The following is a 12500-nucleotide window of genomic DNA, read 5'->3' as shown; positions in this document are numbered from 1 at the left end:
CGATGACGTCGCAGCCGAGCAGGCGGGGTGAGCCCGAGACGCCCGACCCGCTGCCGATCGCGGTCGTCGACAACCACACCCACCTCGACATCAGCCGCGACGGCGACGAGGTGTCGGTCGACGACCTCGGCCCGGCGCTGCAGGCTGCGGCGGCGGTGGGCGTCGACCGGGTCGTCCAGATCGGCTGCGACCCCGCGGGCAACGAGTTCGCCGTCGCGGCGGCCGAGGCGTACCCGTCGGTGCTCGCCGGCGTCGCCATCCATCCCAACGAGGTGCCGGGACTCGTCGCTGCAGGGCGCTTCGACGACGCCGTCGCGCGCGTCGAGCAGCTGGCGTCGCACCCGCGGGTACGGGTCGTGGGTGAGTCCGGGCTCGACCACTACCGCACCGGGCCCGAGGGGCACGCCGTCCAGGAGGAGTCCTTCCGGCGGCACATCGACATCGCCAAGCGCACCGGCCTGGCCCTGCAGATCCACGACCGGGACAGCCACGACGACGTCCTGCGGGTGCTGGCCGACGAGGGTGCCCCGGATCGGACGGTCATGCACTGCTTCTCCGGCGACCTGCAGATGGCGCGGGAGTGCGCCCGCCGGGGCTACCACCTGTCGTTCAGCGGCACCGTGACCTTCAAGAACGCCAAGGGTCTGCGCGACGCGCTGTCGGTGACCCCGCTCGAGCTGCTCCTCGTCGAGACCGACGCGCCGTACCTGACCCCGCACCCGTGGCGCGGCGCGAACAACAGCCCGGCGCTCGTCCCGCACACGGTCCGGGCGATGGCGTCGGTGCTCGGGGTGGCCGTCGCCACGCTGTGCGACGCGCTGAGCGAGAACGCCGAGCGCCTCTACGGCCCCTGGTAGCCGCCCGCCCCCGCCGCCCCCCGGGTGACGACGACGATCCCCGCCCGGCCCCGAATCGCCCGATAGGTCACGCCAGGTACGCCACCCCCCGTACCTGGCGTGACCTATTGGTCGATGTCGGGACGCCGGGGGACACATTCGTCCCACGGAAGACATCCGACCCGCGCGACGTGACGCATTCCTCAGGCGATTCCGAGCGGAGCCTGGGGCCAGTGGGGCTGATGTGACTTCTGGGGCGGCCGGGAGCCGAGACCGCCGTTACCGAAACTTGACCTTTGCCCGGTTCGTCCTGCACGGTGGAGGTCAGATGGCCGGGGCCGTGACGCCTCGGACTTCTCGTATGAGCGCCCGATCCGGCAGTGCAGCCGGTGGGCGCGCTCGTATGCTCGGCACTCGCGGCCGCGGCCCTTCGGGGCAGATGTCCGACGTCGGTGCCCGGGACGAACCAGCACTGGAGACCTTTTGTTCAACCGCACCGTCCGTCATGCCGCCCAGGCTGCCGCGGCTCTCGCCGTGGCTCTCGGGTCGGTCGGCGTCGCCCATGTCGACAAGGCCGTGGCCCTGACCGTCGACGGCTCGCCCTCCACCGTCCACGTCTTCGGCTCGACCGTGCGGGATGCCCTCGAGAAGCAGGGCATCACGGTGGGTGAGAACGACGTCGTCGTCCCCTCCCTGGACTCGCAGATCTCCGACGGTGACCGGATCTCGGTCCGCTACGGGCGCAAGCTCGTCGTGACCGTCGACGGCGAGCGCAAGGAGTACTGGACGACCGCCACGACGGTCGACGCCGCCCTGCGCGACGTCGGCGTGCGCGCCGAGGGCGCCGTGCTCACGGCCTCCCGTTCGCAGCCCCTGGGCCGGGGCGGGCTCGCCCTGTCGGTCACGACGCCCAAGGACGTCACCGTCGTCGTCGCCGGCAAGCGCCGCACCGTCACGACCGCGGCCCCCACGGTGGCCGGCGTCTTCGGTGAGCTGGGCGTCAACCGGAACGCGGTCGACATGGTCAAGCCCGGGCTGAACACCCCTGTCGAGGACGGGATGAAGATCGTCCTCCAGCGCGTCAAGACCAAGAAGGTCACCTCCACCGAGCGCATCGCGTTCTCCACGCGCGAGCAGAAGGACTCCTCGATGTTCGAGGGTGAGTCCACCACCGTCACCGCCGGCAAGAACGGCACCAAGCGCGTCGTGCGCGAGGTCCGTTACGTCGACGGCAAGGCCAAGGGCAGCAAGGTCGTCTCGACCGAGGTCGTGTCCAAGCCCGTCGCGGCCGTCGTCAAGGTCGGCACGAAGGCCCGTCCGGCCGCTCCGTCCGCCGGCAACACCTCGGGCGCCGGCCTCAACCTGGCGAACGAGGCGATGTGGGACCGCATCGCCCAGTGCGAGTCCAGCGGCAACTGGAGCATCAACACCGGCAACGGGTATTACGGCGGCCTCCAGTTCAACTCCGCCACCTGGCTCTCCGTCGGCGGCGACGACTTCGCCCCGCGGGCCGACCTCGCGAGCCGCGCCGAGCAGATCACCGTCGCCAACCGGCTCTACGCCCAGCGTGGCCTCCAGCCGTGGGGCTGCGCCCACGCGGCCTGAGTCCGGTCCTTGCGTCGATCCGCCCGTCCCCACTGTGGGGGCGGGCGGACCGCGTCGGCGGGTGTGACGCCCGACCTCGTCAGCGCCGCAACGGTTGCGAGCCGCTGCTGCGCTGACATTCCGGGGTGACCCCGAGATGTCAGCCGGTGCGGGGGCTCTACAGCGGCTCGCTAGGGTGACGCCGTGACCGACCCCGCCGACCCCACGCTGCTCGGGGCCTCCGAGGTCCGCGCCCTCGCGACCCGGCACGGCATCCGGCCGACGAAGCAGTGGGGCCAGAACTTCGTCGTCGACGGCAACACCGTCCGGCGCATCGTCCGGGTCTCCGGTGTCGGCCCGGACGACGTCGTCGTCGAGGTGGGTCCGGGACTGGGCAGCCTCACCCTCGCTCTGCTGCCCGCGGTCCGTCGCGTCGTGGCTCTCGAGGTCGACCCCACCCTCGCCGCCGCTCTCCCGGCCACCGTCGCGACGCATGCGGCCACGCTGGCCGACCGCCTGGAGGTGGTCCACGCCGACGCCCTCGCCGTCACCGAGGTCCCCGGCCCGGCTCCCACCGCGCTCGTGGCGAACCTGCCCTACAACGTGTCGGTCCCGGTCGTCCTCAGCATGCTCGAGCGGTTCCCCACGATCACCTCGGTGCTCGTCATGGTCCAGCTCGAGGTCGCCGAACGGCTCGCGGCGCCGCCGGGGTCCCGCACCTACGGCGTCCCCAGCGTGAAGGCCGCGTGGTACGCCGACGTCCGGCTGGCCGGGAGCGTGTCGCGCAGCGTGTTCTGGCCGGTGCCGAACGTCGACTCCGGACTCGTCGCCCTGACCCGCCGCGAGCCCCCCGTCACGACCGCCTCGCGCGAGCAGGTGTTCCGCGTCATCGACGCCGCGTTCGCCCAGCGTCGCAAGACCCTGCGTGCCGCCCTCGCGACCTGGGCCGGCTCGCCCGCCGAGGCCGAGGAGGCCCTCGTCGCAGCCGGGGTGGACCCGCGCACGCGTGGCGAGCAGCTGGACGTCACCGCGTTCGCCCGCATCGCCGCCGCTCGCGCCTGAGCCTCTCCCGTCGCCTCTGCGGGCGCGTCGCACCACACGTCCGGAACCCCGCCGCCGTCTGACTAGGGTGAAGCCATGACCGCCGCCCCCGTCGTGCCCGGCCCCGTGACCGCGCGCGTTCCGGCCAAGGTCAACCTCGAGCTGCTCGTCGGGCCGCGCCGCGACGACGGCTTCCACGCCCTCGCCACCGTCTACCAGGCGGTCAGCCTGCACGACGACGTCACCGTCGCCGCGGCGGACGAGTGGGGCGTCAGCGTCTCAGGCCCCCTGGCCGACGGGGTGCCCACGGACGGAACCAATCTCGCGCTCGCGGCGGCCCGGCTCCTCGGCGAGCGGTACGCCGGCGACCCGGTCCACGTGAGCATCCGCAAGAGCATCCCGGTGGCGGGCGGCATGGCCGGGGGGTCCGCCGACGCCGCCGCCACCCTCGTGGCGCTCGACCATCTCTGGGACCTCGGCCTCGACCGTGAGGAGATCGAGGACGTGGCCGCCGAGCTCGGCAGCGACGTCCCGTTCCTCGTCGCCGGGGGCACGGCGATGGGCAGCGGACGCGGCGAGCTGCTGGCCCCCGTCCTCGCCCGTGGGACCTACCACTGGGTCTTCGCGCTCGCCGAGGGCGGCCTGTCGACCCCCGAGGTCTACGCGGAGTGCGACCGGCTGCGCGAGGGCACCGACGTCCCCGAGCCGCTGTGCACGCCGGCGCTCATGGCCGCCCTGCGAACCGGCGACCCGCACGAGCTCGCCCCACAGCTGACCAACGACCTCCAGCCCGCGGCCGTGTCGCTGCGCCCCGACCTCGGCGAGACCCTGGCGGCGGGGATGGAGTACGGCGCGCTCGGCGGCATCGTCTCGGGCTCCGGCCCCACCATCGCCTTCCTCGTCGAGGACAACGAGGCCGGCATCGACCTCGCCGTCGCGCTGACCGCCAGCGGCGTCGTGCGCGACGTCCGCCGCGCCAACGGCCCGGTCCACGGCGCGCACGTCATCCACCACCGGGTCGACTAGTGGCCAGCCTCATCTCCGTCGAGCGCGCCTCCCTCGCCCTCGGCACCGCCCAGGTGCTCGACGCCGTGTCGCTCGGGGTCGCGGGGGGCGACCGCATCGGGGTCGTCGGCCGCAACGGCGGCGGCAAGACGACGCTGCTGCGGGTCCTCGCCGGCAGCCACGAGGTCGACGACGGACGCGTCGCGCGCACCGGTGGCCTGCGGATCGGCGTGCTGACCCAGGAGGACAGCCTCGTCCCGTCGGCGACCGTGCGGGAGTCGGTGCTCGGCGGCATGGCCGAGCACGAGTGGGCCGCCGACCCGCGCGTCCGAGACGTGCTCACCGGGCTGCTCGGCGGGCTCGAGGCGCCGGTGGTCGGCGGCCTCGACGGCCCGGTCGGGCGGCTCTCCGGTGGCGAGCGCCGCCGGGTGGCCCTGGCGGCCCTGCTCGTGGCGGCCCCTGACCTGCTGCTGCTCGACGAGCCGACGAACCACATGGACGTCGAGGGCGTGGCGTGGCTGGCCGAGCACCTGGGGGGCTCGTTCGCCCGCCCCGACACCGGGCTCGTCGTCATCACCCACGACCGGTGGTTCCTCGACGCCGTCGCGACCCGGACCTGGGAGGTCACGAACGGCGAGGTGCACCAGTACGAGGGCGGCTACGCGGCGTACATCCTCGCCAAGGCCGAGCGTGAGCGCCTGGCCGGGGTCGTGGCCGAGCGCCGCGACAACCTGCTCCGCAAGGAGCTCGCGTGGCTGCGGCGGGGCCCGCCGGCGCGGACGAGCAAGCCGAAGTTCCGGATCGACGCCGCGAACGCCCTCATCGCCGACGAGCCGCCCCCGCGCGACGACGTCGAGCTCATGCGGTTCGCGTCGACCCGGCTCGGCAAGGACGTCATCGACCTGCTCGACGCGACCCTGGCGGTCGGCGACCGGGTGCTCCTCGACCGCTTCACCTGGCGGCTCGGGCCGGGCGACCGGATCGGGCTCGTCGGCGTCAACGGTGCCGGCAAGTCGACGCTGCTGCGGGCGCTGGCGGGGGAGGCGGCTCTCGCGGCCGGCACCCGCAAGGTCGGGGTCACGGTCCGGATCGCGTTCCTCACCCAGGAGGTCCGCGAGCTCGACGCGTGGGCGGGCCGCCGGGTCATCGAGGCCGTCGAGGACGTGCGCTCGGTCGTGCGTCTCGGCGGCAAGGAGCTGTCGGCGTCCCAGCTCGCCCAGCGGCTCGGCTTCACCGGGCCGCGGCAGCAGACCCGGGTGGGCGACCTGTCCGGCGGTGAGCGCCGGCGGCTCCAGCTGACCCGCCTGCTCATGGACGAGCCGAACGTCCTGCTGCTCGACGAGCCGACGAACGACTTCGACATCGAGACCCTGACCTCGCTGGAGGACCTGCTCGACGGCTGGGCCGGCACCCTCGTCGTCGTCTCGCACGACCGGTACCTGCTCGAGCGGGTGTGCGATCGCCAGCTGGCGCTGCTCGGCGACGGGAAGCTGCGGGAGCTGCCCGGCGGGGTCGAGGAGTACCTGCGGCGCCGGCGTGAGCTCGTCGAGGGTGGCCGTGGGGTCCGAGAGGTCCCCGGGGAGGCGACGGCCCCGGCGCCGTCACCCGGCCCTCAGGTCGGAGCGGGCCCGTCGCCCGGCGAGGTGCGCGAGGCCCGCAAGGTGATGGCGCGCGTCGAGAAGCAGCTGGCTCGGCTGGCCCAGCGCGAGGAACGCATCCACGGCGCGATGGCGGACGCGGCGACCGACCATCAGCGGGTGCTCGAGCTGAACCGCGAGCTGCGCGAGGTCGTCGACGAGCGCGAGAGCCTGGAGCTGGAGTGGCTCGAGGCCGCCGACGTCGCCGGCTGACCCGCCTCTCACCCCCCGCTGTTTCCCCACTTTTAATGCTCGCGTCCCCGTAACACGCCGTTTCGGCGGGGTGTCACGCGGACGCCAGCATGAAAAGTCGAGTCAGGCGGGGCCGGTCTCGAAGGGGCGCAGCAGGCGGCGGAGCAGCGCGGCCAGCGCCTGCCGCTCGTCCGGGTCGAGCTCGGCGAGCAGCTCGTGCTCGTGCGCGATGAGCTCGGCGAGGGCGGTGTCGACGGCGGCCATCCCCTCGGTCGTGAGGCGGACGAGCACCCCGCGCCGGTCGCCCGGGTCGGGGTGGCGCTCGACGAACCGGCGGGCGGCGAGCCGGTCGACCCGGTTCGTCATCGTCCCGCTCGTCACGAGGGTCTCGGAGACGAGGGCGCCCGGGCTCAGCTCGTAGGGCGCCCCGGCCCGGCGCAGCGCCGAGAGGACGTCGAACTCCCAGCCGTCGAGGCCGGTCCCGGCGAAGGCGCGTCCGCGGGCCCGGTCGAGGCGGCGGGCCAGGCGGGAGACACGGGAGAGGACCTCGAGCGGCGAGACGTCGAGATCGGGCCTCTCGCGTCGCCACGCGGAGACGATACGGTCGACATCGTCAGCGGCCATGCCGGCGATGCTACTCCCCGTCAAGTTTCTTGACGTCGAGACATCTGCGGCGCAGGGGGTCGCGACCTCGTCGAGGAGGACACATGCGCGGCAGCCCCAGCTGGGACCCGAGCGCCTACGGGCGCTTCGCCGACGAGCGGTCGCGGCCGTTCGTCGACCTCGTCGCACAGGTCCGGGCCGAGGATCCCCGGCTCGTCGTCGACATCGGGTGCGGGCACGGACCGTCGACGCTGCTCCTCGCGCAGCGGTGGCCCGAGGCGCGGGTGGTCGGCGTCGACTCCGCCGAGTCGATGATCGAGGCCGCCCGCAGGCTCGACACCGAGGAGCGCGTCGAGTGGGTGCTCGGCGACCTCAACGAGTGGGACCTCGCGTCGCTCGGGCAGGCGCCCGACGTGATCGTCACGAACTCGACGCTGCAGTGGGTCCCACGCCACCTCGACCTCGTCGACCCGTGGGTCGCCGCGCTCGCCGACGGCGGGTGGTTCGCCCTTCAGGTGCCGGGGAACTTCGACGCCCCGAGCCACGCCCTGATGCGCGAGACCGCGGCCGCGCACCCCCGCGCCGGCGAGCTGACCGCGGCCCTCGACATGCCGTCGGTGGGGGAGCCGGCCACGTACCTGCGGCTGCTCGACCGGCTCGGGTGCACCGTCGACGCGTGGGAGACGACCTACCTGCACCAGCTCGACCCCGACGCGCAGGACGAGAACCCCGTGCTCACCTGGGTCACCGCCACGGCGCTGCGGCCGGTCCTGGACCTGCTCGAGGAGGACGAGGAGCGCGCGGCATTCCTCGAGCCCTATGCGGCGGCCCTGCTCGAGGCCTACCCGCGGGGCTCGTCCGGGGTGCTGTTCCCGTTCCGCCGGGTGTTCGCGGTGGCGCAGAAGACCGGTGAGCCGCGCTCCTGACGGCGTGGACGCGTCGCGCGGCCTCCGTCGCGGAGGGGCTACTCGGTGGGCGGGTCCGGCGTCAGGGTCGGCTTGGCCTCGAGCCCGGTGAGCCCGTTCCAGGCCAGGTTGACGACGTGCGCCGCCACCTCGTGCTTCTTGAACTTGCGCGAGTCGAGCCACCACTGCCCGGTGAGCGCGATCATCCCGACGAGCATCTGGGCGTACATCGGGGCGGCCTTCGGGTCGAGCTTGTGCCGCTTGAACTGCGCCGCGAGGATGTGCTCGACCTGGCTCGCGATGTCGCTCATCAGGCTGGCGAAGGACCCGGTGGCCTGCCCGGCCGGGCTGTCGCGCACGAGGATCCGGAAGCCGTCGGTGGACCCCTCGACGTAGTCGAGCAGGGCCAGCGCCGCCCGCTCGATGAGCTGGCGCGAGGAGCCGCCGGAGTCCAGGGCGGAGGTCACGCCCGTGAGCAGGGCCTCGATCTCGCGGTCGACGACGACGGCGTAGAGGCCCTCCTTGCCGCCGAAGTGCTCGTAGACGACGGGCTTGGACACCCCGGCCGAGGCCGCGATCTCCTCGATGGTCGCGCCCTCGAACCCCTTGTCGGCGAAGTGCTTGCGCCCGATGCCGATGAGCTGCTCCCGGCGCTCCCGGCCGGTCATGCGGGATCGCGAACTGCGCGGCTTCTTGGCCCCCGGATCATCGCTCACCGTGTCATTGTGCCCTGCTTCGCCGCATCAGCCGTGCGGGCGAGGGGGCCGGTACGTGCCCCCACGTGGCGGCCGGGCCCCTCGACTACCCTCGATGCAGCCGCCACCTCGGCGGCGGTCCCCGGTTGGTCTGCTGGCAGGGCCCGCCTGACTTTGAATCAGGACAAGCGACGTAGGTTCGATTCCTACCCGGGGAGCACGCGCAGCGGAGCAAGCGGGCACCCCGGGGAGGAATCCGGGGAGCGGCGGGTGGCACCGACGGAGGAGGTGCCGCGGAGCCGCGGCGCCTACCCGGGGAGCACGCGCAGCGGAGCAAGCGGGCACCCCGGGGGAGCCGACACTCGCCCTCTGACCCATCTGGTCGAGAGGAGGCGACACGCTGATGCCAGCGGCTCGTAGTCGGCGTGTTGCCTCCCCTCGACGGCGGCCTAGCCGCCCAGGCGATCGGACCGATCGTGCGCGGCGAGGTGGGCGCGCTCCTCGCCCCGTCGCCGCAGCCACTTCTCGCCGGCGACGACGCTGCTCGCCAGCGCAGCGAAGGCGACGATGCGCAGCCAGGTCCCGGCGTCCAGGGGCGCGGTGTCGAAGATCCGGTGCATGACAGGGGCGTACGTCAGCGCCAGCTGCGCCACGAGCTGGACTCCGATCCCGACGATGACCCAGGGGTTGGACCACAGCCCGACCCGCCAGACGGACTGGGTCAGCGACCGGCAGTTGAGCAGGTAGAACGCCTCGACGGCGACGAAGACGTTGACCGCGGCGGTGCGGGCCTCCGCCAGGCTCGCGCCGTTGGCCAGCTCCCACTCGAAGAGCCACCAGGAGCCGCCGACGAGCATCGCCGAGAGGAGGAGCACCCGGGAGAGGAGCGTGCGGGTCAGGATGGCCTGGCCCGGGTCGCGCGGCGGCCGGGTCATCACCCCGGCCTCCTTGGGCTCGAAGGCGAGCATCAGGCCCAGGGCCACCGCGGTCGTCATGTTGATCCAGAGGATCTGCGTGGGCTGGATCGGCAGCACGGTCCCCAGAAGGATCGCGACGAGGATGACGAGCCCCTCGGCGATGTTCGTCGGCAGCGTCCAGGTGATGAACTTCGTGAGGTTGTCGAAGATGCCGCGTCCCTCCTCGACGGCGGCCTCGATGGTCGCGAAGTCGTCGTCGGTGAGGACGATGTCGGCGGCGTCCTTGGCAACCTCCGTCCCGGAGCGGCCCATCGCCACGCCGATGTCGGCCTGCCGCAGGGCCGGGGCGTCGTTGACCCCGTCCCCGGTCATCGCGACGACGTGCCCGCGGGCCTGGAGCGCCTCGACGAGCCGCAGCTTCTGCTCCGGCGACACCCGGGCGAGCACGACCGCCCGGCTGATTGCATCCGGGTACTCGGTGACGGTCAGCGCGGCCAGATCCGTGCCGGTGAGGACGTCGCCCGGCCCCGGCGGGTCCTCGAGGAGCCCCACCTGGGTGGCGATCGCCCTCGCCGTGGCCGCGTGGTCCCCGGTGATCATCTTCACCGAGATGCCCGCGGTGCGGCACGCGCGCACGGCGTCGACGGCGGCTCGGCGCGGGGGGTCGAGCATCCCCTGGAGGCCGGTGAGGACCCAGCGCCCGTCGAGCTCCCCGTCGGCGAACTCCGCGGGTGACGCGTCCGGGACCACCGCCGTGGCGAGGACCCGCAGGCCGGCGCCGCTGAGCCGGTCCAGGGCGTCCTCCACGCTCCGGTGGTCCAGCGGGACCCGTTCGCCGTCCGGCGTCAGCTGGCCACCGCACATCTGCACGAGCCGCTCGGCGGCGCCCTTGGCGAGCGCTACGTGGCCGGTGCCGTCCGCCGGTGCGCGGTGCAGGGTGGCCATGAACTGCCGGGCCGAGTCGAAGGCGATCGTCGCGACGCGGGGGTAGGCCGTCGCGACCTCGTCCTGCGGCAGCCCGGCCTCGGCGGCCACGACGAGCAGCGCGGCCTCCGTGGGGTCGCCGACCACAGCCCACTCGCCGTCGTGCCGGTCCAGCCGGGCGTCGTTGCACGCCGCGCCCGCCAGCAGCGACCAGCGGAGCGCGGCGCCGAGGGGAGGGGGCTCGGACGGGGGAGTGGACGAGCCGGGGACCGCGACGTCCCCGGTGCCGGGGACCCACAGGGAACGCACCGCCATCCGGTTCTCGGTGAGGGTCCCCGTCTTGTCCGAGCAGATGACCGTCGTGCTGCCGAGGGTCTCGACCGCCGGCAGGCGTCGCACCACCGCCCGCCGCCGGGCCATCCGGGTGACACCGATCGCGAGGACGATGGTGATCGCGGCAGGCAGGCCCTCGGGGATCGCCCCGACCGCCAGGGCCACCGCGGCGGTGAAGATCTCGGCCGTCTCCTGACCTCGCAGCAGACCCACCGCGAAGGTCAGCGCCGCCAGCCCGAGGATGACGACGGTGAGATCGCGGGTGAAGCGGGACAGCTTGCGGGTCAGCGGCGTCGCCAGCAGCTCGGCGGCCTCGACGAGGCGGTGGATCGCCCCGAGCTCGGTTCCCACGCCGGTGGCCACGACCGCCCCGGCGCCGGTCCCGGTCGTGACCAGCGTGCCGGCATGGACCATGTTCCGCCGGTCGGCGAGGACCGTGTCCGCCGGCAGGGTCAGGTCCTCCTTGTGGACCGGGAGCGACTCGCCGGTGAGCGCCGACTCGTCCACCCGCAGCTCCGACCCCTCGAGCACCCGGAGGTCCGCAGGCGCCCGCTCACCCGCCTCGAGGAGGACGAGGTCGCCCAGCACCAGGCGCTCCGAGGCGATGACCCGGGCCCGGCCGTCCCGGACCACGCGGGCCTCGGGGAGCACCATCGAGCGCAGCGACTGCAGGGCCGTCTCGGCCTTGTGCTCCTGGATGAAGCCGATGAGCGCATTGAGGAGGACGACCGCGAAGATCACGGCGGAGTCCACGTACTCGCCCAAGGCGGCCGTGACCCCGCCGGCGACGAGCAGCACGTAGATGAGCGGGTGGTGGAACTGGCGCAGTGCCCGGAGCAGCAGCCCGGTGCCCGGGTCCTCGGGGAGGGTGTTGGGCCCGTGCTGCAGGAGGCGCTCGTCGGCGTCTGCGGTGGACAGGCCGAGCAGCCGGTCGGTCGCCAGCGCGGCGACCACCTCGGGGGCCGGGACGCCGTGCGGTGGGTGGCCCGGGGACGGCGGGGCGGAGGTCGTCACGAGGCCCTCCGGGTGGTCATCCCGCCGACGGAGCGGGCGCGGTCGGCGACGTGCTGGGCTCGACCACCAGGACCGGGACCTCGCTGTGTCGCAGGAGGTGGGTCGAGACGCCCCCGAGGACGCGTTCGGACAGGCCGCGGCCGCGCCGGCCGACGACGATGACGTCCATGTCGTGCTCGGTCGCGTACCGGCGCAGGGCCTCCCCGGGGGGCCCGGCGAGCACCTCGAGGTTCACCGACAGGTCCCCGAGGGTCAGCGCCGCCTCCCGCAGGTTCGCCTCGGCCGCCTCGACCGCCGCCGGGGTCTGCGGGTCCGCCTCGTCGTACGAGACGACCTCGGCGAGGACCAGCGGGGCGTGGACGGGCCGGAGCAGGGTCACCGCGGTCTGCACGGCCGCGTCGGACTCGGCGGACCCGTCGATCCCGACGAGCACGCGCGGGCCGTCCGGCCCGACGGGCCGCGGCGGGAGCTCGTCACCGGAGGCGCGGACGACGCGTGGCCGGCGCTCGACACGCTCGAGCGCGATCGGGACGAACAGCGGCCCGAGCGCGACGGCGATCGGCGTCCAGCGCCAGTCGTGCCCGCGGCGCGCCATCCACAGGCCGGTGATGAGACCGGTCCCGATCCAGATGGCGACGGCGAAGTACTCCCAGGTGCCCATACCCGAGTGTCCCCCCAGCACGGCCGGTTCGGACAGGGCCCAAGGGCCCTGGACCTGGTCGGTGGCCCCGCCCGCGCCAGGACGGTCGTGGCCGCGGGCCGGTGGCCCCCGCGGCGACGGTAGGCTGACGCCGTCCCGTGGCACCGACCCCCC

General features: G+C 73.8%; 10 protein-coding genes and 1 tRNA gene. 7 read left to right on the top strand and 4 right to left on the bottom strand.

Features of this window, described 5'->3' with window-relative positions:
- The first annotated feature begins 2 nt into the window (after nt 1-2).
- From Q0963_RS11045 to Q0963_RS11025, 5 genes are all read left to right on the top strand, one after another.
- Nucleotides 3-857, top strand: a complete 855-nt coding sequence (locus Q0963_RS11045) for a TatD family hydrolase (RefSeq protein WP_299445647.1) — start codon at nt 3-5, stop codon at nt 855-857.
- Between the two features lie 513 nt (nt 858-1370).
- Nucleotides 1371-2441: a resuscitation-promoting factor gene (locus Q0963_RS11040; RefSeq protein ID WP_299445646.1), complete on the top strand. Its 1071-nt coding sequence runs from the start codon at nt 1371-1373 to the stop codon at nt 2439-2441.
- A gap of 183 nt (nt 2442-2624) precedes the next feature.
- Entirely contained in the window at nt 2625-3482 is an 858-nt protein-coding gene (gene rsmA, locus Q0963_RS11035) for a 16S rRNA (adenine(1518)-N(6)/adenine(1519)-N(6))-dimethyltransferase RsmA (protein ID WP_299445645.1), read from the top strand.
- Nucleotides 3483-3557: 75 nt separating this feature from the next.
- A complete protein-coding gene (locus tag Q0963_RS11030) occupies nt 3558-4487 on the top strand; it encodes a 4-(cytidine 5'-diphospho)-2-C-methyl-D-erythritol kinase (RefSeq protein ID WP_299445644.1) in 930 nt (309 codons plus the stop codon).
- Entirely contained in the window at nt 4487-6316 is a 1830-nt protein-coding gene (locus Q0963_RS11025; protein ID WP_299445643.1) for an ABC-F family ATP-binding cassette domain-containing protein, read from the top strand. Before Q0963_RS11030 ends, Q0963_RS11025 begins: the two co-directional genes overlap by 1 nt.
- 102 nt (nt 6317-6418) lie before the next feature.
- Here the strand turns inward: Q0963_RS11025 and Q0963_RS11020 are convergent, their stop codons facing one another.
- A complete protein-coding gene (locus tag Q0963_RS11020; protein ID WP_299445642.1) occupies nt 6419-6919 on the bottom strand; it encodes a MarR family winged helix-turn-helix transcriptional regulator in 501 nt (166 codons plus the stop codon).
- A gap of 83 nt (nt 6920-7002) precedes the next feature.
- On the opposite strand from Q0963_RS11020, the gene Q0963_RS11015 reads away from it, so the two are divergent.
- Nucleotides 7003-7824 carry a methyltransferase domain-containing protein gene (locus Q0963_RS11015; protein WP_299445641.1) on the top strand — a complete coding sequence of 274 codons (822 nt, stop codon included), beginning with the start codon at nt 7003-7005 and terminating at the stop codon, nt 7822-7824.
- A gap of 38 nt (nt 7825-7862) precedes the next feature.
- Here Q0963_RS11015 and Q0963_RS11010 read toward each other — a convergent pair whose 3' ends face one another.
- The gene (locus tag Q0963_RS11010) at nt 7863-8471 is read right to left on the bottom strand and encodes a TetR/AcrR family transcriptional regulator (protein ID WP_299445988.1); all 609 of its coding nucleotides are present in this window, start codon (nt 8469-8471) and stop codon (nt 7863-7865) included.
- 166 nt (nt 8472-8637) lie between these two features.
- Between Q0963_RS11010 and Q0963_RS11005 the strand changes: the two genes are divergently transcribed.
- Nucleotides 8638-8716: transfer RNA gene (locus Q0963_RS11005), tRNA-Gln, on the top strand.
- Nucleotides 8717-8947: 231 nt separating this feature from the next.
- Here Q0963_RS11005 and Q0963_RS11000 read toward each other — a convergent pair.
- Both Q0963_RS11000 and Q0963_RS10995 read right to left on the bottom strand, forming a co-directional pair.
- Nucleotides 8948-11686, bottom strand: a complete 2739-nt coding sequence (locus Q0963_RS11000; protein ID WP_299445640.1) for an HAD-IC family P-type ATPase — start codon at nt 11684-11686, stop codon at nt 8948-8950.
- A gap of 16 nt (nt 11687-11702) precedes the next feature.
- A complete protein-coding gene (locus tag Q0963_RS10995; protein ID WP_299445639.1) occupies nt 11703-12347 on the bottom strand; it encodes a universal stress protein in 645 nt (214 codons plus the stop codon).
- Nucleotides 12348-12500 lie beyond the last annotated feature (153 nt).

This window comes from uncultured Phycicoccus sp. (assembly GCF_947495705.1).
Taxonomy (GTDB): Bacteria; Actinomycetota; Actinomycetes; order Actinomycetales; family Dermatophilaceae; genus Phycicoccus.
The sequence above is the reverse complement of the archived record's forward strand: the minus strand, read 5'-3'. Positions and strand labels throughout refer to the sequence as shown.